Source organism: Streptomyces tanashiensis (genome assembly GCF_014648895.1).
GTDB lineage: Bacteria > Actinomycetota > Actinomycetes > Streptomycetales > Streptomycetaceae > Streptomyces > Streptomyces tanashiensis.
This window is the reverse complement of record NZ_BMRZ01000023.1, coordinates 73,682-94,897: the sequence shown is the minus strand read 5'-3', so window position 1 is coordinate 94,897 and position 21,216 is coordinate 73,682. Positions and strand designations below refer to the sequence as shown.

Sequence of the window (21,216 nt, the reverse complement as noted above, 5' to 3'; positions counted from 1 at the left end):
TCGCGTTCAGGCGCCCGGGGCCGCCGTCACCATGCCGGCGGCGATGGCCGCGCCGAGGGCCGCGTAGTCGTCGGCGTTCTGGCCGGCGTAGGTGAGCGCGAAGTCGGCGACGGCGCGGTCGAAGACGTCCGAGCTGCCGAGGTAGGCGGCGATGGCGATCCGGTCGCCGGAGCGGGCGTGGGCCCGGGCCAGGGCGCGGCCGCAGAGCCGCGCGTACTCCCTCAGCAGGGCCGGGGACATGGTCTCCACCTCGGCGGAGCCCTTCATGTCGCGCATCTGGCGCCAGTAGAAGTGGCGCTGCTCGGGTCCGGTCATCCAGCCGAGGAAGATGTCGCTGGCGGCCTGCGTCAGCCGCTGGCCGCAGACGACGCGGCGCCCCTGGTGGGGGTAGGCGCTCGGCGGCAGGTACTGCTCCAGGACGGAGCGGCCGGCCTCCTTGATCTGGAGGATGAGCGGGTCGCCGCCGTCCCGTCCTTCGAGGAGGAGGATGAAGCAGCGGGTGCCGACGCTGCCGACTCCGACGACCTTGCGGGCCGCGTCGACGTAGTGGTAGCGGTCGAGGAGGACACGGCGCTCCTCGGCCAGCGAGCTGCGGTAGTCGCTGAAGATCTTGCCGAGGGTGACCCGGTCGACGTCCGTGACCCGTTCGAGGAGCGGCGGGTCGTCGACGATGTGCCGGTTGCCGGCCTTGTCCGTGTCGGTGAGCTTGGCGAGGGCCTGGAGGCTGGTGCGCCGGCGGGCGCGGTCGAGCCGGTGGGCCAGGCGGGCGCGGTCGTCGCGGCGCACGAGGGCGACGAGGTCGTCGGCGGCGATCCGCTCGTACCAGACGGCGAGCTCCCCGAGGCCGGCGAGCTCGTGCATGGCCTTGCGGTACGCCTCGACGGCGACGAGCGCGGCGCGGTGGGCCTTGGGCTTGGTGCTGCCGTTCTGGAGGGCGGCGACCATGACGCTGGCGGCGAGTCTCTTCACGTCCCACTCGAAGGGGCCGGGGAGCGTCTCGTCGAAGTCGTTCACGTCGAAGAGGAGCGTCCGCTCGGGTGAGGCGTAGACGCCGAAGTTCAGCAGGTGGGCGTCGCCGCAGAGCTGGACGGTGAGCCCCGTGTGGCGCTGGGCGCCGAGGTCCGCGGCCATGACTCCGGCGGCGCCGCGCAGGAAGGCGAAGGGGGACACCGCCATCCGGGCGTACCGGAGCGGCACGAGGTCGGGCAGCCGGTCCAGGGACTCGCGCTCCAGGACGCCGAGCGGGTCGGGTCGCTGCGAGCTGGGTATCCAGCGGCCGTGGGAGGCACGGGGGACACGTTTGCGGGCCGCCTTGCCCCGCGCGGCACGCTCCGACGGAGACGTCATCCGGCCTCACCCGCCTCTTCCTGCCGAGCCGCTCTCGGCCCGTCACCTGGAACCTCATTACACGGCGTGACGCTCGTTTCGGCCACTCTGCCGGACCGGCCTAGCAAAATGGTTTAGACCAATGATAGGAATTGATCACCCACACGACCCACGCTGTCACGCTGAGCAAAGAGAGGGTTGATCATGGCCGAGCCCGATTCCGAGGCGGTGGCGGACGCGCCGCTCTATCTCCGGGTCGCCGCCGCGCTGCGCGAGGACCTCGCCCGGCGGCGCATCTCCCCCGGCAGCCGGCTCCCGTCGGAACGCTCGCTGTCGCAGCGCTACCACGTCAACCGGCAGACCGTCCGCAGCGCGCTCCAACTCCTCAGGGACGAAGGGCTCGTGGTCACCGACCGGCGGGGCACCTTCGCCGCCGCCGACGAGGCGGAGTCCGAGCCGGCCGCGCCGGCCCTCGCGGCCCGCCGGCCCACGTTCCCCGGCGGGCCTCGGGCGGCCGAGGCGCTGGTGCGGGCCTCGCTCACCTGGGAGCCCGCGCCCACTCCCCTGGCACCGCGGCTCCTGCTCACCCCCGGTGAACCGACGCTCGTCCACCGGCACACGGTCCTGGGGCCGCACGGGACGGCGCTCCAGCGGGCGGTGTCGTGGTTCTCCCGGCCGGCCCTCGCCGAGATCCCCCAGCTCTCCCGGTACCGGCGGGGCAGGGACTGCCGTCAACAGCCCGACCTGCGGCTCCTCTACCACTGGATGCACCAGGCGGGGCTGCGGATCACCCACCGCGAGTCGGTCGGCGTCCCGCCAGGCCCGGCCACCACGACGGCCGGCGGTGCTGCCCGGCTGCTCGTCCACCGGGTCGTCAGCGACCAGCACGGGCACGCCCTGGAGATCACCGACATCGACTTCTCGGCCCAGTCGGCCGCCTGGACCTACGAGTTCAGCGCCTGACGACGCCCCGGCTCCTGTCCGGTACGGGGACAGGAGCCGGGGCGCGGGCGTCAGACGATGCCCTCGGCGATCTCCGCCTCCTCGCGGGCGTTCCCGTACGCGGTCGGCGTGCCGTACGAGCGGCGGGCGACGTACCACCAGACGCTGGCGAGGACGAGCACGACGGCGAGCGCGATGGCGGCGTAGTTCATGGTGTCGACGTTCACCGGCGACTTCTGCGGTAGGCAGAAGAGCACGGTCACGAACGCCACCCAGACGACGGCGGTCCAGCCGATCGGCTTGCTCCACCTGCCGAGGCTCCACGGGCCGGGGACGAAGCGGTTCCCGGCGCGCAGCCGCAGGTAGATCGGGATGGCGTACGCGGGGGTGATGCCGATGACGTTGATCGCGGTGACGGCGCCGTAGGCGGTGGCCGAGTAGAGCGAGGGGACGGCGAGCAGCGCGGCCACGGCGACCGAGAGCCAGACGGCGGGGACGGGCGTCTGCGTGCTGCCGCTGACCTTGCGCCAGAGCGCCGAACCGGGCAGGGCGTTGTCACGGCTGAAGGCGAAGACCATGCGGCTCGCGGCGGCCACCTCGGCGTTGCCGCAGAAGAGCTGGGCGACGATCACCACGAGGAGCAGGGCGGCGGCGCCGCCGGAGCCGAGCGCGTCGATGAAGATCTGGGCGGGCGGGACGCCGGTGGCGCTGTTCTGCGTGGCGGCGTAGTCCTGGATCGCGAAGGTGAGTCCGGCGAGGAGGGCGAAGCCGGCGAGCCAGGAGACCCAGATGGCCCGGACGATGCCCTTGGCGGCGGTGACGGAGGCGTTGGAGGTCTCCTCGGAGAGGTGCGCCGAGGCGTCGTAGCCGGAGAAGGTGTACTGGGCGAGGAGCAGGCCGATCGCGGCGACGTAGAAGGGGTTGGCCCAGCCGGTGTCGTTGACGAACTCGGTGAAGACGAACTCGACGGACTGGTGCCGGTCGGGGACGAACGCGAGCGCGCCGACGATGACGGCGACGCCGATCAGGTGCCACCAGACGCTGACCGAGTTGAGGACGCTGACGAGGCGGACGCCGAAGAGGTTGAGCCCGGCGTGCAGCAGCAGGATCGCGAGGAAGATGAGGAAGGTGGACTCCGGGGTGGGCACGAAGCCCCACTGGAGGTTGAGGAAGGCTCCGGTGAACAGGGCGGCGCCGTAGTCGATGCCGGCGATGGCGCCGAGCAGGCCGAGCAGGTTCAGCCAGCCGGTGTACCAGCCCCAGCGGCGCCCGCCGAGCCGGTCGGCCATGTAGTAGAGGGCGCCGGAGGTCGGGTAGGCGCTGGTGACCTCGGCGAGGGCGAGGCCCACGCAGAGGACGAAGAGGCCGACGCCGACCCAGCCCCACAGCATGACGGAGGGACCGCCGGTGCCGAGGCCGAAGCCGTAGAGGGTCATGCAGCCGGAGAGGACGGAGATGACCGAGAAGCTGATCGCGAAGTTGCCGAAGCCGTCCATGCGGCGGGCGAGGACGGGCTGGTAGCCGAGCTCTCTCAGCCTCGCCTCCTCGTCCTGGGACGGCGGTGGCTTGCGTATCGCGTCGATCGGGGATTCGGTGCGGGACATGGGGACCTCCGGGGGGACGGGGGAGCGGGTGGGGGGATGTGACGGGTGCCGGGGGCGGTGGTGCGTCAGCCGCTGAGACAGCGGGCCCGGGCGCGCAGGAAGACCTCCTCGGCGAGGGCCCGGTCGTCCGGGTGGGCGGTGCGGTAGGCCCAGGGGAGGGTCGTGTAGTACGGGCCGAGCGCCTCGAAGACCCGGGCCGCGTCGGCGAAGCGGAGGGCTCCGAAGAGGGCGTGCGCCAGGTAGTTGAGATCGAGCAGCGAGGCCTCGTCGGTGGCGCAGAAGAGGAACCAGGTGTCCAGGGCGCGCTGGGCGTCGCGGACGGCGTCCTCCGCGACCCAGTGGAGGTCGAGGGCGCGCTCGTGGCCGCGCTCGCGCCGGTAGCGCTCGACGCGGACGTAGAGCGGGAGGGCGTGCAGTGCGGAGCCGACGGGGGCGGAACTCGCGGCCCAGTGCGAGTAGTTGACGGCCTCGGAGAGGGGGCCGGGCCGTCGTGCGTACACGAACTGGAGCATGCGGTGGTGGGCCTCGCGGTTGTGCGGGTCGCGCTTCTCCACCTCGGCGAGCAGGCCCCAGGGTCCGGGCGGCAGCATGGGCGCCGGCGGGGTGTGCCGGTGCTCGGCCATGCGCTGGCGTCCGTCGAGCGCGGCGAGGGCGATCAGACCGACCCAGGGCACGGGGTCGGCGGGTGAGCGGTCGGAGGCCTCGCGGCAGGCGGTCCAGGCCTCCTGCCAGAGTTCCCGGGTGCGGGCGTGGGCGGCGCGGTGGGCGCGTACGGCGCGCTCGACGGCGACCCGGCTGTGCATCACGGTGGCGGCGAGGCTCTCGGGCTGTTCGGCGCGCCAGATGGGGACGACGTCGGTGCCCGCGGCGACGGCGGCGAGGACCTGGGTGCGCCGGGTCCAGGTCTCCCAGTCGGAGGTCTCGTCGAGCAGTCGGGCCATGGACACCCAGCGGCCGGTCCGTAAGTCCTGGACGGCGTTGCGCAGGGCGTGGTCGTGGCCGGCGGGGTGGTAGACGGGCCGGAATCCGTGTCCGGCCATCAGGGGGTGGGGCGTGGTGTGGATGACATGGGTCCTCGGTGGATGGAGGGGGTGGTCAGTCCCCCGGCGGGCGTCACCGGCCGTTGATCGGCGATCACTATAGAGGGCTATGGATGCGACCGGTCCACTTTCTTTCGTGACAGTAACTATTGAGCCAACGACTGAATTTGACTTACTGTCAGGTATGCCGCACGACCTGACGTGCTCGCCCGCCGAGGCTTGACGAAGCCCTGCCACAACGGCACCCTGACCCTTTTCGGTGACCGGATGATCACCGAGCGGTCGAGCGACGGGAGCAGCGGGATGACGGGCGGAGCGGTACTCGCCGTCGACCAGGGCACGTCGGGCACGAAGGCCCTCGTCCTCTGCCCCGAGCGCGGGGTCATCGGCACCGGGACGGCTCCGGTCAGGCCCCGCCACCTCCCCGGCGGCCTCGTCGAGGTCGACCCGCGTGAGCTGTACGACTCGGTGGTCACCGCCGGGCGGGCGGCGCTCGCCGAGGCGGACACCCCCGTCGTCGCCGTGGGCCTCGCCAACCAGGGCGAGACCGTGCTCGCCTGGGACCCCGCCACCGGGGAGCCGCTGACCGACGCCCTCGTCTGGCAGGACCGCAGGGCGGCCTCCGTGTGCGCCGGCCTCGACGCCCACGCGGAGGAACTGCGCCGGCTCACCGGCCTCCCGGTCGACCCCTACTTCGCCGCGCCGAAGATGGCCTGGATCCGCCGCCACGCCACCGGCGCCGGTGTGGTGACCACCAGCGACGCCTGGCTCGTCCACCGGCTCACGGGCGCGTTCGTCACGGACGCGGCGACCGCCGGACGGACCGGTCTCCTCGACCTCGACACCGTCACCTGGTCGGAGACCGCACTCGACCTGTACGGACTCGGCGGCGAGTCGCTCCCCCGGGTCGTGGACTGCGACACCCCGGTCGGCACCACGACCGCGTTCGGCCCCGCGCTCCCGCTCACCGGGCTTCTCGTGGACCAGCAGGCGGCGCTGCTCACCCAGAGCGCCGACGACCCGGCCGCCGCCAAGTGCACCTACGGCACGGGCGCCTTCCTCCTCGCGCAGACCGGTCCCGAGCCCCGGCGCGCCGCGTCCGGCCTGGTGAGCTGTGTGGCCTGGCGGCTCGGCGGGAGCGTCACCCACTGCCTCGACGGGCAGGTGTACACGGTCGCCTCGGCCGTGCGGTGGCTCACCGACCTGGGCGTGATCAGAGGCGCCGCGGAGCTCGACGCCGTCGGCGGAGCCGTACCGGACAGCGGCGGCGTCACCTTCGTCCCCGCCTTCGCGGGACTCGCCGCGCCCTGGTGGCGCGGGGACGTGCGCGGCTCGCTCACCGGCCTCGGCCTGGACACCGGCCCCGGCCATCTGGTGCGGGCCCTGTGCGAGGGCATCGCCGCCCAGGTCGTGGAGCTCGCCGCGGCCGCCGCTTCGGACCGGGGCGCGCCCCTGACCGCACTGCGCGCCGACGGCGGCCTGACCCGGTCGGCCCTGCTCATGCAGACGCAGGCCGATCTGCTGCAGCTGCCCGTCGAGGTCGCCTCGCTGCCCGATGCCACGGCGCTCGGGGTCGGCGCGGTCGCCCGGCTCGGTCACCACCCGGGGCTCACGCTCCGCGAGGCCGTGCCGGAGTGGAAGCCCTCGGCCGTGTACGAGCCCCGGATCCCGGCCGACGAGGCGGCGGAGCGCCTGGGACGCTTCCGCGCGGAGGTCTCGGCGCTCGTCGAGCGCTCGGCGGAGGCGGGCCGGGCCGGGAAGGCCGGCGGTTCGGGCGGCGGGGCCCTGTGAGCGTCACGCGGACCGGCCCGCTCCCCACCGGCGAGGCCGCCGCGTACGACGTCGTGGTCGTCGGGGCGGGGGTCGTCGGTTCCGCGATCGCGCGGGCGCTGGCCCGCCATCCGCTGCGGATCGCGCTCGTGGAGGCCGCGGACGACGTCGGCGACGGCACCTCGAAGGCCAACACGGCCATCCTGCACACCGGTTTCGACGCCGCGCCCGGAACCCTGGAGGCCCGGCTGGTGCGCGAGGGACACCGGCTGCTCGACGGGTACGCGCGGGAGGCGGGCATCCCCGTGGAGCCGCTGGGCGCGCTGCTCGTCGCCTGGAACGAGGAGCAGCGGGCGACGCTCCCCCGTCTCCGGGAGAAGGCCGAGCGCAACGGCCACGGCACCACCCGGCTCCTCTCCGCCACGGAACTGGCCGCGCGTGAACCGCACTTGGGCCCGGGTGCGCTGGCTGCGCTCGACGTGCCGGGCGAGTCGGTGATCTGCCCGTGGACCACCACCCTCGCGTACGCCACCCAGGCCGTCCGCTCCGGGGTCGACCTGCATCTGAACTGCCGGGTGGAGAAGGTGCGTCCGGGCGATCCGTACCACCGGCTCGTCACCCGGCGCGGGGTGCTGCGGACCCGCCTGCTCGTCAACGCCTGCGGGCTCCACGCCGACGCCTTCGACGCACTGGTCGGCCGGGAGGACTTCACCGTCACCCCGCGCCGGGGCCAGCTGCTCGTCTTCGACAAGTTCGCCCGCGACCTCGTCCGGCACATCCTGCTGCCCGTGCCGGGACCGCTCGGCAAGGGCGTGCTCATCTCGCCGACCGTGTACGGGAACGTCATGCTCGGGCCCACCGCCGAGGACCTCGACGACAAGACCGCCACGGGCACGACGGCGGAGGGGCTCGCCGGGCTGCGCGAGCAGGGCGGCCGGATCCTCCCCGCACTGCTCGACGAGGAGGTCACCGCCGTGTACGCCGGGCTGCGGGCCGCCACCGGACAGGAGGACTACCGGATCGCCGCCCACCCCGCGCTGCGGTACGTGACGGTGGGCGGGATCCGCTCCACCGGGCTCACCGCCTCCCTGGCCATCGCCGAGCACGTGCTCGGCCTCCTCGCCGACTGCGGCCTCGACCCCGGACCGGCCCGCCCGCTCGCCCCGGTCCGGATGCCGAACCTCGGCGAGGCCTTCCCCCGCCCGTACCGCGACGCCGGCCTCATCGCCCGCGACCCGGAGTTCGGGACGATCGTCTGTCACTGCGAGCGGGTCACCCGGGGCGAGATCAGGGCCGCGCTCGGCTCGACGATCCCGCCCGGCGGCCCGGACGGACTGCGGCGCAGGACGCGCGCCCGGGGCGGCCGCTGCCAGGGGAACCACTGCGGCGCGGAGGTGCGGGCGCTGTTCGAGGAGCGGTCGCGCGAGCGGGGGTCGCGCGGAGAGGGGACCCGGTGAACCGTACGGTCGACGTCCTCGTCGTGGGCGCGGGACCCGCCGGACTCGCCGCGGCGGCCCGGCTCGCGGCGGCGGGCGCGGGCCGCGTCGAGGTCCTGGAACGGGAGGCCGCGGCGGGCGGGGTGCCGCGGCACTGCGCACGGCCGGGGTTCGGCGCGGACGCCCTGGGGCGCCCCCTGGACGGCCCGGCGTACGCCCGGCGCGCGGTGCGGGAGGCGCTGCGGGCGGGGGCCGTCGTCCGTACCGGCGTCTCGGCCACCGGCTGGGCCGGGCCCCTCACCCTGGACGTGACCGCCCCGACCGGACTCGAACGGATCCGGGCGCGCGCGGTGGTCCTCGCCACCGGGGCGCGCGAACGGCCCCGCAGCGCCCGGCTCGTCCCGGGCACCCGGCCCGCCGGGGTGCTGACCACGGGCGAACTCCAGCGGATGGTGGCGCGGTCCGGGGCGCGGCGGGAGCACGTCGGGAGGCGGGCGGTGGTCGTCGGCGGCGATCCGGTGGCCCGCGGCGCGGTGCGCACACTGCGCGCCGCCGGGGTGGACGTGACGGCCGTCGTCACCGGACTCCCCTCCCCCGCCGTCGCCTTCGCGGGGGTCCCGGTCCTCACCGGGGCGGTCGTGACGGAGCTGCTCGGACGCGGCCGGCTGACCGGAGTCGCGGTGCGGGGCGGGGACGGGCGCGCGGCCGTGCTGCGCTGCGACACGGTGGTGTTCACCGGCGACTGGATCCCGGACCACGAACTCGCCCGCGCCCGCGGGCTGCCACTCGCACCGGGGGCCCGGGGCCCGGTGACGGACCATGGCTTCCGCACCACCGAGCCGGGGGTCTTCGCGGTCGGCAACCTCCTGCGCGGGGTGGAGCCGGCACTCGTGGCCGCCGGCGAGGGACGGACGGCGGCGGGGGCGGTGCTCGAACGGCTCGCCGGGCACCCCTGGCCGTCCGCCGGGGTACGTGTGACGGCGGAGGGCCCGCTGCGATGGGTGACGCCCGGTCTCGTCGGTGCGGAGGCCGTCCCCTTGCTCGTCCGGCCGGAGCGGCGGCTCGTGCGCCCGGTCCTGACCCTCGCCCAGGACGGCACCGTCCTGCGTCGCGAACGGCTGAGCGGGACGCTCGTCCCCTGGCGCTCGGTACGGCTCGGGGCTCACTGGACACACGGCGTGGACCTCACGGGCGGCCGGGTGACGCTCGACGCCGAGGAGGCCCCGTGACAGAGCTCGGGTCAACGGCGCACCCGATGGCGCAGGTGAATCACACGGTCGCCGTGAATCACCACGTCGGGATCCTCCAGCAGGTGCCGACGATCCAACCTGTCGTGAGCTGCCGCTCCTGCAGGAAGTCGATCGGCCGGCCGTCCGGCGCGCGGGGCTGCGCCGGGTGGGGGATTCGGACAGACTGGTGGGCATGCCGGACAAGCGCAGCGCGGGTCTTCTGGTCTTCCGACGCACCCCGGGCGAGGGCGTCGAGGTCCTCATCGGGCACATGGGCGGGCCCTTCTGGGCGTCCCGGGAGGAGTCGGCCTGGTCGATCCCCAAGGGGGAGTACGAGCCCGACGAGACTCCCGAGGCCGCGGCGCGCCGCGAGTTCCGGGAGGAGCTGGGTCTCCCGGCCCCCGAGGGCGAGTGGTTCGCCCTCGGCGAGGCCCGCCAGCGGAACGGAAAGCTCGTCACCGTGTGGGCCGTCGAGGGCGATCTCGACCCGGCCGAGGTCGTGCCGGGGACCTTCTTCATGGAATGGCCGCCGCGGTCCGGGATCCGGGAGGAGTTCCCCGAGATCGACCGGGTGGGCTGGTTCGCGCCGGAGGCCGCCGCTCCGCTGCTCGTCTCCGGGCAGCGGGTCTTCCTGGAGCGGCTGGCGACGCACCTCGCCGGACAAGCCTGAGCCCGATTGTCAGACCCGTACGAGAGGGTGGTGAGCGCCGAACTGTCGAGAGGGAGCCCGACATGACCACGATCACCGCCAGCGAGCGCGCGGCCGCCCAGGCGTACCTGCGGCTGCTCGAGTCCACTCAGGCCGTGCTGACCGACCCGCAGCTCGCCCCGTACGCGGGGGTGATGCTCACCCATCCGATGGCGGAGGCCGACGAGGCGCTCCGCGCCGCGGGCCTCGCGGGGAACGAGGACCGGTTGCTGCGCCTCGTCTCCTCCCTGCGGGCCTCCCCCGCGACCGCCTGGGGGCGCACCGGTTGACGCGGTGCGCCGCTCGGGGCCGGGGCGTCGTCCGCCCCGGCCCGGTCGTGGGGCCCGCCGTCCCGGGTTCGTGCCGTCAGGCGCCGAGGCGGACGGGGAGGGCCCGGACGCTGTTGCCGACGAAGCCGGAGTGCCGGGTCAGCTCGGCCTCCGGGAGCGCCAGGTCCAGATCGGGGAAGCGGGTGAAGAGCGCCTCCAGGGCGATCGCGGCCTCCATCCGGGCGAGCGGGGCGCCCAGACAGTAGTGGGGGCCGTGGCCGAGCGAGAGGTGTTTCACGGTCGCGGTGCGGGTGATGTCGAAGCGGTCTGCGTCCGGGCCGTGGGCCTTCGTGTCGCGGCCGGCCGCCGAGTATCCGGCGAGGACGGGGGTGCCCCGGGGGATGAGGGTGCCGTCGACGGTGAGGTCGTGGGTCGGGTAGCGGAACGGGAAGTAGCTGACCGGGCTGTCCCAGCGGAGGGTCTCCTCCACCACGTCGGCCCAGTCGGCGCGGCCCCCGATGACGAGGTCGAGCTGGTCGCGGTGGGCGCAGAGCGCCCGGACGGCGTTGGTGACGAGGTTCAGGGTGGTCTCGTGGCCCGCGATGATCATCAGGAGCAGGGTGCCGATGAGCTCGGGCTGGCTGAGCCGGTCGCCGCCCTCGTCCCGGGCCGCGATGAGGGCGCTGGTGAGGTCGTCGCCGGGGGCGGCGGCCTTGGCGGCGGCGATGGAGCCGAGGAGCTCGACGAGTTCGCGGTTGGCGGCGACCGCCCGCGCGGGTTCGGTGTCGGTGGCGACGACCAGGCTGGAGAGGTGGTGCAGCCGGTCCTGGTGGGCCGCGTCGACGCCGAGGAGCTCGCAGATGACGCCGAGCGGCAGGGGGAGGGCGTAGTGCCGGCGCAGATCGGCGACGCCGTCCCCGGCGCGGGCGGCCTCCGCGAGTCCGTCGAGGAGCCCGGCGGTGACCGTCTCGACGCGCGGGCGGAGCTCCTCGACGCGGCGGGCGGTGAAGGCGCTGCTGACCAGGGTGCGCAGGCGGCGGTGGTCGGCGCCGTCGGCGGTGGTCATGCCGGGCACGGTGGCGAAGGTCCGCAGCGGCCAGCCGTCGGGTATGCGGCCCTCGGTGAGCGCGGTGAAGTGCTGGGGTCCCTTGGCGACGTCGGGGTGGGAGAGGAAGTCGCGCAGCGCGTCGTGGCCGAGCACCGCCATGCCCTCGATCTCGCCGGGCAGGATCACCGGCGCCACGGCTCCCTCGGCGAGGAGCCGGGCGTTCTCCGCGTGCGGGCAGCCGCCCGCCGGGTCCATCCGGTACGGCGGGCGGCCGGCGGGCGGGGTGGTGTGCGGGGTGTTCAAGGAAGGGACTCCTGACTGCGGATCCGGGCCGACTCGGCACCTGAGCGGTCAGATCCTACGGTCAACCACGCTCTGTCCGTGCGGAGTTGTCCGGCGCACCGTGAGCGTCCCGGCCGCCCCGGCCGAGGAGTTCGGCCAGGCCGCGGCGGGTGGCGGCCACCACCACCCGGTCCCCCGCGGCGAGGAGCCGCTCGGGCCGGAGGCGCCAGCCCTGGCCGGAGCCGCCGCCCCGTCCGTCGAGGGCGATGACCCGCCAGGCGCCGGGGCGGAAGGCCTCGGCGACGGTCCGGCCGTCCAGGAGCGGATGGTCCGCGACGTCCACGGCGGCGAAGAGGAGGACGCGGCGCTCGACCGGTACGGCTCCGAGGACCTGGCGGCCCATCATGGCGCCGGCGAAGGCGGGTGCGGCGAGGTGGGAGACGCTGCGGCTGCGGGTGAGGGCCCGGGGGTGGGCGGTGCGCAGGGTGCGGAAGACGGCGGTGGCGAAGTCGTCGTCGTACAGGCGGAGGACGACCCGCAGGTCGGGGGTGACGGCGCGGGCGGAGAGCGCGGCCTCCAGGTTGGTGATGTCGACGCTGGTCAGGGCCAGCAGGGCGTGGGCGCGGTGGATGCGGGCGGCCTCCAGGACGCCTTCCTCGGTGACGTCGCCGATGACGGTGGGGACGCGCAGCCGGCGGGCCACGGCGACGCCCCGGGCCTCCGGGTCGGATTCGACGCACACCACCGGGATGTTCAGTCGGCGGAGCCGGGCGAGGACGCGGGTGCCGACCTTGCCGAGCCCGAGCAGCACCACGTGGCCGGAGAGTCCGCGCGGCGGGCGGCGCAGGGCGGTCGCGGTGCGGAAGGTGCCGAGGCCTTCGAGGAGGGCGGCGACGATCACCGGGAGCAGGAGGAGTCCGACGAACCCGGCCAGGATCTGCAGGACCTGACGTCCGGTCGGCTCGCCGACGGCCGGATCGCCGATGGCGAAGATGTCCAGGAGCGTCAGATAGGCGGCGTGCAGGGGGTGGTCGCCGGTGGTGAAGGTGGAGGCGAGGGCGAGCGCGAGGACGGCGCCGAAGGCGCCCGCGAGGGACCAGCGCAGGCGGCGGGAGAAGAGCGAGGCGACGGGCAGGGCGGAGGCGGCGAGGCGGGCCGCCGGAAGGGCCGGTCCGGCCGGGGTGACCGCTTCGAGGGTGACGGCGGCCCGCCCGGTGGCGGCGGCGACCGTGCGGTCGTCCGGCAGGAGGCGCGGGCCGGCGTCCCCGCTGCGCTCCGAGCCCTCGCAGCCCGCCGGGTCGCCGGCGGTCGCGGAGAGCAGGGCGAGCGTGCAGAGCCCGGGGTCGGGGGCCTGTCCCGCGACGGGCGGCCGGTCGACGGCGTGCAGCAGCAGTCCCCCGGCCTGGACCACCTTGCTGGTGCCCGCGACGGCGGCCGCGGCCAGGCCGGGAGCGGCGGTGTCGACGTCGGAGAGGACCGTCGTGGCGGCGTCGAGCTTCTCGGGGTCGAGGCCGGGCTCGGCGACGGCCGCCGCCTGGTCGAGGAGGGTTTCGAGGTGCTGGCCGAGCTTGCGGTTGTAGAGCCGGATCACCAGGCGCAGCCGGGGGTTGAGGCGGCGGGCGGTGAGCGCGGCGCGGATGTTGGTCTCGTCGTCCTCGTGGACGAGGGCGAGGGCGGCGGCGCGCTCCACCCCGGCGTCCGTCAGGGCCCGGTCGTCCGCCTCCGCGGACTCGACGACCCGCAGGGTGCCGCTGGGCTCGGCGCCGTCCCCGGGGGTTCCGGCGGTGGCTCCGGTCCCGCTGGTGCGGGTGACGGCGGCGGTCACCCGCCCGAAGAGGGCGAGGGCCCGGCCGGTGCGGCCGGCGGGTGTGCGCGGCGCGTCGGGCAGTGTCGGCACCAGGAGGGTGACCTGCTCCGCGTACACCTCGTGGAGTTCGCGCGCGAGGCGGTGGGAGAGGGCGTCGTCCCCGCACACGATCATGTGCCCGGCGGGGGCGGTGCGGGACTGCCGCTCGGTCCGGAGGGCGGGCGCGCCGAACGGGCCGGCGGCGGGTGTCGCGGCCGGCCGGGCGGGGCCGGGGACGGACCCGGTCGCCGGTGCGGCGGGGGGCGGTCCGCCCGCTCGGTCCGGAACGACGTTGCTCTGGTTCGGGTATGAGGGCACGTCACAAGGATGCCCTGCGCCTGAGACAGCGGTCCGGGGCCTCCGCCGCCGGGCGCCGCGGCCGGATGCCGCTCACCGGTACCACCCGGGCGGACGCACGACGCGCCGCCGTACGCCACACCCGCTAGGCCGGTCGGCGCACTCCGATCTGCGCGGTGCGCACCTCCTTCCTACGGTGGCTGAATGATCGTCACGTCAGCTGTTCGTCATGCCGCCGCCGGTTCCGCGGCGCTGCTGTTCGTGCTGCCCGTTCCGGCGGCCATCGCCTCTCCCGTCGCCCCGGCGCCCGGGGCCGTGTCCTCGGTCGGGGAGCCCACCCCGCCCGCGCGCCACCACGTCGACCCGGCGCGGCTCGACCGGCGGGGCACCCAGGTGCAGCGGCTGCCCGGGGCGCCCGAGGTGCCCTCGGTCTCCGCGCTGTCGTGGGTGGTGGCGGACGCCTCCTCGGGCGAGGTGCTCGCCGCGCGGAACGCGCACCGGAAGCTGCCGCCGGCCAGCACGCTCAAGGCCTTGTTCGCGCTGACCGCGCTCCCCCGTCACGCGCCGTCCGAGCGGCACACGGTGGCCGATTCCGAGCTGACCGGGATCGGGGCCGGCAGCAGCCTGGTCGGTGTGAAGGAGGGGTACACGTACAAGGTCTCGGACCTGTGGAACGGCGTCTTCCTCAGCTCGGGGAACGACGCCGTGCACGTCCTGGCGGAGATGAACGGCGGCTGGGAGTCGACGACCCGGCAGATGCAGGAGAAGGCCCGTTCCCTGGGCGCCGTGGACACCCATGTGGTCTCACCCGACGGCTACGACGCCCCCGGCCAGGTCTCCTCCGCGTACGACCTGGCGGTGTTCGGCCGGACCGGGCTCCAGGACCCGGCGTTCGCCCGGTACTGCTCGACGGCGTACGCGGACTTCCCGGCGGGCTCCTGGTCGTACGGCATCGCCAACACGAACCGCCTCCTGACGGGCGCGGACGGGGTGGACCGCTATCCGGGGCTCCTCGGGATCAAGAACGGCTACACCAGCAACGCCGGCAACACCCTGATCTCCGCGGCCCGGCGCGGCGACCGGACGCTCGTCGTCTCGGTAATGAACCCCCAGGAGGGCGGCGGGTTCGCGGTGTACGAGGAGGCGCGGTCGCTGCTCGACTGGGGCTTCGAGGCGGCGGGGCGGGTGCAGCCGGTGGGCTCCCTCGCTCCGGTGCGGGCGAAGGCCGCGGCCGACCCGGGCACGCGCGCCGTGTCGGTGACCCGTCGGGGCGCCGGCAAGCAGCCCGTGGAGACGGCGCCCCGGGCGGGGGCGGAGGTGGTGGCCGCGCCGGCGAGGAGGTCGCCGGAGGCGGAGTCGACGGGCCCGTCGGCCGGGCTGCCGCTGGCCCTGGTGGGCTCGGCCTGCGCCGCCGCGCTCGCCCTGTGGGGGTGGCGGCGCAGGTCGGCCCACCAGGCCTGACGCCGGCCGCGAGGACCGCCGGTCGTGCGGCGCCGCTGGAGACACCGGACGAGGCCGTGCCGGCGACGGTTCGGTGGGCGCCGCACGGTCCGGCTCCTAGCCTGCGGGAACGCCGTCCGGGACCGGTCCGGACGGCCTTCCCGAGGGAGTGACGCGATGACGGACACGGTGCAGGGGCCCCGGGCCGCGGCGGCGCGGGTCGCCGAGCGGTTCCGCGAGGTCAACGGGGACCATCCGATGACGGCCGCCGACGACGCGTACGTCACCGCCCAGTTCGTCCCGCTGGAGGCGCTGTGCGCCGCGCTCGGCCGGGACGCCGACGGGGCCCGGCGTCTGATGCTCGCGGGGCTGCTGCCGCTGCCCGGCTATCTGCGGTCGGACGGTGCCGAGATGGTGCCGCGCGATCTGTTCGCGCTCGCCGACGCGGCGGGCGGTCCCGAGCGCCTTCGCACGTGGTTCACGGGGCACTGGCCGGATGATCCGGACCGGGGCGACGAGGAGTGGGCGGCGTACCTGAGCGGCCGGTACGTCTGTCTGCACGCGGTGACCCCGGCGAACATCCGCAGGAAGGAGGAGCTCACGGCGGAGATCACCGGGCGCCTCGCGGCGGCCGGTGCGGCGCCCTCGCCGGAGTGGCGCGTCGCCCTCCACGCGCGCGTGGACGCGCTCGACGCCCTGGAGCCGGCGTTCACGGCGTACGACCGGCTGCGTTTCGGCGGCCCCACGTCCCGGGACACCTGCGTGGACGCGCCCCGTGCGCTCTTCCCCCGCGTGCGGGAGTGAGCGGCGACCCGGCGGCGGGAGCCCCGGGTCGCCGCTGCCGGACGGCTCAGGCGCCGACGTACTCCGCGAGGTGTTCGCCGGTCAGGGTGGAGCGGGCCGCGACGAGGTCGGCGGGGGTGCCCTCGAAGACGATCTTCCCGCCGTCGTGGCCCGCACCGGGACCGAGGTCGATGATCCAGTCGGCGTGGGCCATGACCGCCTGGTGGTGCTCGACGACGATGACCGACTTGCCGGAGTCCACGAGCCGGTCGAGGAGGCCGAGGAGCTGTTCGACGTCGGCGAGGTGCAGGCCGGTGGTGGGCTCGTCGAGGACGTACACGCCGCCCTTGTCGCCCATGTGCGTGGCCAGCTTGAGCCGCTGGCGCTCGCCGCCCGAGAGCGTGGTGAGCGGCTGGCCGAGGCTCAGGTAGCCGAGGCCGACGTCGGCGAGCCGGGCGAGGATGCGCTGCGCGGCCGGGGTGTGCGCCTCGCCGGAGCCGAAGAACTCCTCGGCCTCGGTCACGGACATCGCGAGGACCTCGCTGATGTCCCGGCCGCCGAGGAGGTATTCGAGCACCGAGGGCTGGAACCGCTTGCCCTCGCAGTCCTCGCAGGTGGAGGAGACGCCGGCCATCATCCCGAGGTCGGTGTAGATGACGCCCGCGCCGTTGCAGGTGGGGCAGGCGCCCTCGGAGTTGGCGCTGAACAGCGCCGGCTTCACGCCGTTGGCCTTGGCGAAGGCCTTCCGGATCGGGTCGAGCAGCCCGGTGTACGTGGCGGGGTTGCTGCGCCGGGAGCCGCGGATCGCGCCCTGGTCGACGGAGATCACCTCCTCGCCGGCGGGGATCGACCCGTGCACGAGCGAGCTCTTGCCGGAGCCGGCGACGCCGGTGACGACGGTGAGCACCCCGAGCGGGATGTCGACGTCGACGTCGCGCAGGTTGTGCGTGGAGGCGCCCCGGATCTCCAGGGCGCCGGTGGGCGTGCGCACCGACTCCTTGACGGCGGCCCGGTCGTCGAGGTGGCGGCCCGTGACGGTGCCGGCGGCCCGCAGCCCGTCGACGGTGCCCTCGAAGCAGACGGTGCCGCCCGCCGTACCGGCGCCGGGGCCGAGGTCGACGACGTGGTCGGCGATCGCGATGGCCTCCGGCTTGTGCTCCACGACGAGCACCGTGTTGCCCTTGTCGCGCAGCTGGAGCAGCAGGTCGTTCATCCGCTGGATGTCGTGCGGGTGCAGGCCGATGGTGGGCTCGTCGAAGACGTACGTGACGTCGGTGAGCGAGGAGCCGAGGTGGCGGATCATCTTGACGCGCTGTGCCTCGCCGCCCGAGAGCGTGCCCGAGGGCCGGTCCAGGGAGAGGTAGCCGAGGCCGATCTCCACGAAGGAGTCGAGGGTCAGCTGGAGCGCGGTGAGCAGCGGCGCCACCGACGGCTCGTCGAGGCCGCGGACCCAGGCGGCGAGGTCGCTGATCTGCATCGCGCAGGCGTCGGCGATGCTGATCCGCTTGATCTTCGACGCCCTGGCGCCCTCGCTGAGCCGGGTGCCGTCGCAGTCGGGGCAGGTGGTGAAGGTGACGGCCCGCTCGACGAAGGCCCGGATGTGGGGCTGCATGCCCTCCTTGTCCTTGGCGAGGAAGGACTTCTGGATGCGCGGGATCAGGCCTTCGTAGGTCATGTTGATGCCGGCGATCCTCATGCGGACCGGCTCGTGGTGGAGGAAGTCCCGCAGTTCCTTCTTGGTGTACTTGCGGATCGGCTTGTCCTGGTCGACGAGGCCGGACTCGCTGTACAGCCGGTAGTTCCAGCCGCCCGTGGTGTAGCCGGGGATGGTGAGCGCGCCCTCGGCGAGCGACTTGGAGTCGTCGTAGAGCTGGGTGAGGTCGATGTCGGAGACCGTGCCCCGGCCCTCGCAGCCCGGACACATGCCGCCGGTGCGCTCGAAGGTCGCGCGCTCGGTCTTCTTGTTGCCGCGCTCGACGGTGATCGCGCCGCTCGCCCGGACCGAGGGGACGTTGAAGGCGTAGGCGCTCGGCGGGCCGATGTGCGGCTTGCCGAGCCTGCTGAAGAGGATCCGCAGCATGGCGTTGGCGTCGGTGGCGGTGCCGACGGTGGAGCGGGGGTCGGCGCCGAGGCGTTGCTGGTCGACGATGATCGCGGTCGTCAGGCCCTCGAGGACGTCGACCTCGGGCCGGGCGAGCGTCGGCATGAAGCCCTGGACGAAGGCGCTGTACGTCTCGTTGATCAGGCGCTGCGACTCCGCGGCGATGGTGTCGAAGACGAGGGAGCTCTTGCCCGAGCCGGAGACGCCGGTGAAGACCGTCAGCCGCCGCTTCGGGATCTCGATGCTCACGTCCTTGAGGTTGTTCTCGCGCGCGCCGTGCACGCGGATCAGGTCGTGCCGGTCGGCGGCGTGGGGTACGGACGCCTGCTTGTCCGCCCTCGGGGCCTTGCTCATCGTGTCTCCAGCGTTCGCGCGGTACGTGACGGTGAGCCCTCGCGGCCGTGGCCGAGCGCGTCGAGCACGTGCGCGAAGGTCATGACGTCACGCTAGTGGCGGCACGATGGCCACGCTTCTCGATTCCTGATCTCCTTCGGAGCCCACGTACCGCTCGGCGGCGAGGGCGGCCTCGCGCGCGGTGCGTTCTCCCATCAGGACGCACAGGGTGTACGCCGTGTCCTCGAAGCGCCGGCGGGCCGACAGGTCGCCCGGCCTGTCCAGCACGGACCGCTCCTGGGCGCGGAAGTGCCGGAGCAGCCGGTCGACGGTGTTCCTGTCGGGCAGCAGCATGGCCGTTCTCCTGTCTCCTGAGTCGCTCCATGTTCCCGGCCACCGGCCACACTCGCGAACCGTACGGACACGCTGTGTGACGGGCCCGGTCCGGAGCGGCTGCCGGAATGCGGTTCCGCCGCCCATGGCGGAGGGTCGGAGACATGAACCCGAGCACGATTTCGCGCGTCGTCGTCACGGGCGCCACCGGCAACGTGGGGACGAGCCTGGTCCGGATCCTGGCCCGCGATCCCGGTATCGGCTCGGTCCTCGGTCTCGCCCGGCGGCGGCCGGCTCTCGACCTCCCGGGGGTGGAGTGGGCCGAGCTGGACCTCTCCCTGGAGGGGGACGGGCCCCGGCTCGCGCAGTACGTGGCGGACGCGGACGCGGTGGTGCACCTGGCCTGGCGGTTCGGGCCGACCCACGATCCGGTGGAGACCTGGCGGACCAATGTGCTGGGCGCGGTCCGCGTCTTCGACGCGGTGGCGGCGGCGCGGGTGCCGGTCCTGGTGCACGCCTCCTCGGTGGGCGCGTACTCCCCCGGTCCCGAGGGCGGCGCCCCGGTGTCCGAGGCGTGGCCGACGCACGGCTGGCCCGGCGCCGCGTACACCCGGGAGAAGGCCTATCTGGAGCGGGTCCTCGACACCTTCGAGCGGGACCATCCGCTGATCCGGGTGGTCCGGATGCGGCCGGCGTTCCTCTTCAAGGAGGAGTCGGCGAGCGGGCAGCGGCGGATCTTCGCCGGGCGGTTCTTCCCGGGGCAGCTGGTGCGGCCCGATCTGCTGCCGCTGCTCCCGGAGTTCGAGGGGCTGCGGTTCCAGGTCCTGCACACGGAGGACGCGGCGGACGCCTACCGGCGGGCGCTCCTGAGGGACGTCCGGGGCGCGTTCAACCTCGCCGCGGAGCCGGTGATCGACGGCGCGGTCCTGGGCGGACTGCTGCACGCCAGGCCGGTGAAGGTGCCCGCCGGTGCGGTGCGGGGTGCCTTGTCGGCGGCCTGGCGGCTGCGGCTCGCCGGGGCCTCCCCGGGGCTGTTCGACGCGCTGCGGCACCTGCCCCTGCTCGCCACCGAGCGGGCCCGGCGGGAGCTGGGGTGGGAGCCGGCGGCGAGCTCGCTGGAGGCTCTGGAGGCGTTCCTGCGCGGGGTCCGCGCGGGGTCCGGGGACGACACGGCCCCGCTGGCGGGGCACCGCATCGGCTGACGGTCGCCGCGCGGACCCCGCGCGCGCGTCAGCGCGGTGCGGCGGCGGTCCAGTCGACGAGGCGTATCCCGGCGCCCGCGGCCTCGCGGCCGCGGCAGTGGGCGCGGTGGCGGCGCAGGACGGCGTCGATGTCGAGGTGGCGGGCGAATTCGGGGCGGGCGGCGAGGCGCTGGGCGTAGGCCCACAGCGCGGGGTGTCCGGCGACCCGGTCCATGGCGGCGGCGTCGAGGTGCCAGCGGTGGACGGTGTCGAGCTGGACGAGGGTGACCCAGACGTGCACGTCGGCGGCGGTCGGCGCGTCGCCGAGGACGTACGGGCGGTGGGCTAGGCGGCGTTCGAGGGAGCCGAGCGCGGTGAAGAGGACGGTGAGCGGGTCGCGGTGCGCGGCCTCGCCGTCGAGTCCGAGCTCGCCGGCACGCTGGGCGGCGCGGTTGACGCTCCGCTCGCAGAGGTCGGCGACCGCGTCGACGGCGTCGCGGTGCTCCTCGGGCAGCAGGTCGGGTCCGTCGCCCCGGAAGCGCAGGGCGAGGTCCCGGAGGATGTCGGGGACGTGGGTGCTGACGATCCGTCCGGTCCATCCGTCGCTGAGCACGGGTGCGGCGGCCGGTCCGGCGTAGAGGTGGGCGCTCGCCTCGTACAGCGGGCGGAGCACGGTGTATCCGCCGTCGGGCGTGTCGGGGGTGCCGGGGAGCACGGTGAGCGGGAGCGTGTCGTCGAGTCCGAGCAGGCTGTGGGTGAGGGCGATGCTCAGACACCGGGGGTCCGACGGGTCGACATGGAGGCGGTAGCGGTGCGGGACGGCGTAGTGGCCGCTGCTCACGTCGCGGCCGATCCGGCCCCGGAAGGCGGGCGCGGCGGAGGCGGGCAGGAGCGAGGACGGGACGACGACGGACATGCTTCTCCCTCGGGGGTGCTCGGTGCTGGGTCGGGCGGCGCGCGGGTTCGGGTCACGACGCTGTGACGCGCGGGTCGCACGGGGCCCGGAGGCAGCAGAAGTACGGGAAGAGGAGCCGGTGGGACCGCGACGGGCGCCCGGGACCTGTCCTGCGGATCAGGCCTCGGCGGACGGGGGGACGCCCGGGCGGGAACGGCGACTCGCGGCGCTGCAGACCCGCAGCAGATCGATGTGCCGACGGGAGGTGAGGGCCGGCGAGCGCGGGAGGGACGCGGCGGGCGAGGTGTCCCTCCGGCCGGTGCGTCCCATGGTTTCCTACCTGTTCGCTCGGTTTTCCCGTCCATGAGTGTCC

At 74.6% G+C, this 21,216-nt stretch carries 17 protein-coding genes; 9 read left to right on the top strand and 8 right to left on the bottom strand.

What is annotated here, in order from left to right; all coding sequences use genetic code 11:
* Positions 1-6: 6 nt before the first annotated feature.
* Positions 7-1,347, bottom strand: coding sequence for a DUF2252 domain-containing protein (locus IE237_RS37755; protein WP_189806723.1), 1,341 nt, complete (start codon positions 1,345-1,347; stop codon positions 7-9).
* Positions 1,348-1,530: 183 nt separating this feature from the next.
* Here IE237_RS37755 and IE237_RS37750 point away from each other — a divergent pair, with 183 nt between their 5' ends.
* Positions 1,531-2,289 (top strand): GntR family transcriptional regulator, encoded by a 759-nt coding sequence (locus IE237_RS37750; protein ID WP_189806722.1) that lies wholly within the window; start codon positions 1,531-1,533, stop codon positions 2,287-2,289.
* A gap of 50 nt (positions 2,290-2,339) precedes the next feature.
* Here the strand turns inward: IE237_RS37750 and IE237_RS37745 are convergent, their stop codons facing one another.
* Both IE237_RS37745 and IE237_RS37740 read right to left on the bottom strand, forming a co-directional pair.
* On the bottom strand, positions 2,340-3,872 hold the full coding sequence (locus tag IE237_RS37745) for an amino acid permease (RefSeq protein WP_189806721.1): 1,533 nt from the start codon (positions 3,870-3,872) through the stop codon (positions 2,340-2,342).
* 65 nt (positions 3,873-3,937) lie between these two features.
* The gene (locus IE237_RS37740) at positions 3,938-4,912 is read right to left on the bottom strand and encodes a hypothetical protein (RefSeq protein ID WP_189806720.1); all 975 of its coding nucleotides are present in this window, start codon (positions 4,910-4,912) and stop codon (positions 3,938-3,940) included.
* 303 nt (positions 4,913-5,215) lie between these two features.
* Between IE237_RS37740 and IE237_RS37735 the strand changes: the two genes are divergently transcribed.
* The 5 genes from IE237_RS37735 to IE237_RS37715 all read left to right on the top strand — a co-directional run bounded on the left by IE237_RS37735 (position 5,216) and on the right by IE237_RS37715 (position 10,325).
* The gene (locus IE237_RS37735; RefSeq protein WP_189806742.1) at positions 5,216-6,703 is read left to right on the top strand and encodes an FGGY family carbohydrate kinase; all 1,488 of its coding nucleotides are present in this window, start codon (positions 5,216-5,218) and stop codon (positions 6,701-6,703) included.
* Positions 6,700-8,139: an FAD-dependent oxidoreductase gene (locus tag IE237_RS37730; protein WP_189806719.1), complete on the top strand. Its 1,440-nt coding sequence runs from the start codon at positions 6,700-6,702 to the stop codon at positions 8,137-8,139. The genes IE237_RS37735 and IE237_RS37730 overlap by 4 nt, the downstream gene beginning before the upstream one ends.
* On the top strand, positions 8,136-9,347 hold the full coding sequence (locus IE237_RS37725) for an NAD(P)/FAD-dependent oxidoreductase (RefSeq protein ID WP_189806718.1): 1,212 nt from the start codon (positions 8,136-8,138) through the stop codon (positions 9,345-9,347). The genes IE237_RS37730 and IE237_RS37725 overlap by 4 nt, the downstream gene beginning before the upstream one ends.
* Before the next feature lie 193 nt (positions 9,348-9,540).
* Positions 9,541-10,017, top strand: a complete 477-nt coding sequence (locus tag IE237_RS37720; protein ID WP_189806717.1) for an NUDIX hydrolase — start codon at positions 9,541-9,543, stop codon at positions 10,015-10,017.
* A gap of 62 nt (positions 10,018-10,079) precedes the next feature.
* On the top strand, positions 10,080-10,325 hold the full coding sequence (locus IE237_RS37715) for a hypothetical protein (protein WP_189806716.1): 246 nt from the start codon (positions 10,080-10,082) through the stop codon (positions 10,323-10,325).
* Positions 10,326-10,401: 76 nt separating this feature from the next.
* Here the strand turns inward: IE237_RS37715 and IE237_RS37710 are convergent, their stop codons facing one another.
* Together IE237_RS37710 and IE237_RS37705 are read right to left on the bottom strand one after the other, a co-directional pair.
* Entirely contained in the window at positions 10,402-11,607 is a 1,206-nt protein-coding gene (locus tag IE237_RS37710) for a cytochrome P450 family protein (RefSeq protein WP_189806741.1), read from the bottom strand.
* 109 nt (positions 11,608-11,716) lie between these two features.
* Positions 11,717-13,615 carry an NAD-binding protein gene (locus IE237_RS37705; RefSeq protein ID WP_189806740.1) on the bottom strand — a complete coding sequence of 633 codons (1,899 nt, stop codon included), beginning with the start codon at positions 13,613-13,615 and terminating at the stop codon, positions 11,717-11,719.
* Positions 13,616-13,981: 366 nt separating this feature from the next.
* On the opposite strand from IE237_RS37705, the gene IE237_RS37700 reads away from it, so the two are divergent.
* Positions 13,982-15,238 (top strand): D-alanyl-D-alanine carboxypeptidase family protein, encoded by a 1,257-nt coding sequence (locus IE237_RS37700; protein WP_189806715.1) that lies wholly within the window; start codon positions 13,982-13,984, stop codon positions 15,236-15,238.
* A 156-nt stretch (positions 15,239-15,394) separates the two neighbouring features.
* Positions 15,395-16,021, top strand: coding sequence for a DUF6058 family natural product biosynthesis protein (locus tag IE237_RS37695; protein ID WP_189806714.1), 627 nt, complete (start codon positions 15,395-15,397; stop codon positions 16,019-16,021).
* Between the two features lie 46 nt (positions 16,022-16,067).
* Here the strand turns inward: IE237_RS37695 and IE237_RS37690 are convergent, their stop codons facing one another.
* Positions 16,068-18,455 carry an ATP-binding cassette domain-containing protein gene (locus tag IE237_RS37690; protein ID WP_189806713.1) on the bottom strand — a complete coding sequence of 796 codons (2,388 nt, stop codon included), beginning with the start codon at positions 18,453-18,455 and terminating at the stop codon, positions 16,068-16,070.
* An 87-nt stretch (positions 18,456-18,542) separates the two neighbouring features.
* Positions 18,543-18,788, bottom strand: a complete 246-nt coding sequence (locus IE237_RS37685; RefSeq protein WP_189806712.1) for a DUF5133 domain-containing protein — start codon at positions 18,786-18,788, stop codon at positions 18,543-18,545.
* Between the two features lie 143 nt (positions 18,789-18,931).
* Here IE237_RS37685 and IE237_RS37680 point away from each other — a divergent pair, with 143 nt between their 5' ends.
* Positions 18,932-19,969: an NAD-dependent epimerase/dehydratase family protein gene (locus IE237_RS37680; RefSeq protein ID WP_189806711.1), complete on the top strand. Its 1,038-nt coding sequence runs from the start codon at positions 18,932-18,934 to the stop codon at positions 19,967-19,969.
* Positions 19,970-19,997: 28 nt separating this feature from the next.
* Here IE237_RS37680 and IE237_RS37675 read toward each other — a convergent pair whose 3' ends face one another.
* Complete coding sequence (locus IE237_RS37675; protein WP_189806710.1) at positions 19,998-20,864, bottom strand: glutathione S-transferase C-terminal domain-containing protein; 867 nt, start codon at positions 20,862-20,864, stop codon at positions 19,998-20,000.
* Positions 20,865-21,216 lie beyond the last annotated feature (352 nt).

Coding starts and splice junctions, on each gene's coding strand:
- IE237_RS37705 (WP_189806740.1), bottom strand. CDS start 13,615: ATGATCGTGTGCGGGGACGACGCCCTCTCCCACCGCCTCGCGCGCGAA.
- IE237_RS37750 (WP_189806722.1), top strand. CDS start 1,531: ATGGCCGAGCCCGATTCCGAGGCGGTGGCGGACGCGCCGCTCTATCTC.
- IE237_RS37690 (WP_189806713.1), bottom strand. CDS start 18,455: ATGAGCAAGGCCCCGAGGGCGGACAAGCAGGCGTCCGTACCCCACGCC.
- IE237_RS37685 (WP_189806712.1), bottom strand. CDS start 18,788: ATGCTGCTGCCCGACAGGAACACCGTCGACCGGCTGCTCCGGCACTTC.
- IE237_RS37680 (WP_189806711.1), top strand. CDS start 18,932: ATGAACCCGAGCACGATTTCGCGCGTCGTCGTCACGGGCGCCACCGGC.
- IE237_RS37695 (WP_189806714.1), top strand. CDS start 15,395: ATGACGGACACGGTGCAGGGGCCCCGGGCCGCGGCGGCGCGGGTCGCC.
- IE237_RS37710 (WP_189806741.1), bottom strand. CDS start 11,607: ATGGACCCGGCGGGCGGCTGCCCGCACGCGGAGAACGCCCGGCTCCTC.
- IE237_RS37675 (WP_189806710.1), bottom strand. CDS start 20,864: ATGTCCGTCGTCGTCCCGTCCTCGCTCCTGCCCGCCTCCGCCGCGCCC.
- IE237_RS37755 (WP_189806723.1), bottom strand. CDS start 1,347: ATGACGTCTCCGTCGGAGCGTGCCGCGCGGGGCAAGGCGGCCCGCAAA.
- IE237_RS37745 (WP_189806721.1), bottom strand. CDS start 3,872: ATGTCCCGCACCGAATCCCCGATCGACGCGATACGCAAGCCACCGCCG.
- IE237_RS37720 (WP_189806717.1), top strand. CDS start 9,541: ATGCCGGACAAGCGCAGCGCGGGTCTTCTGGTCTTCCGACGCACCCCG.
- IE237_RS37740 (WP_189806720.1), bottom strand. CDS start 4,912: ATGGCCGGACACGGATTCCGGCCCGTCTACCACCCCGCCGGCCACGAC.
- IE237_RS37735 (WP_189806742.1), top strand. CDS start 5,216: ATGACGGGCGGAGCGGTACTCGCCGTCGACCAGGGCACGTCGGGCACG.
- IE237_RS37700 (WP_189806715.1), top strand. CDS start 13,982: ATGATCGTCACGTCAGCTGTTCGTCATGCCGCCGCCGGTTCCGCGGCG.
- IE237_RS37715 (WP_189806716.1), top strand. CDS start 10,080: ATGACCACGATCACCGCCAGCGAGCGCGCGGCCGCCCAGGCGTACCTG.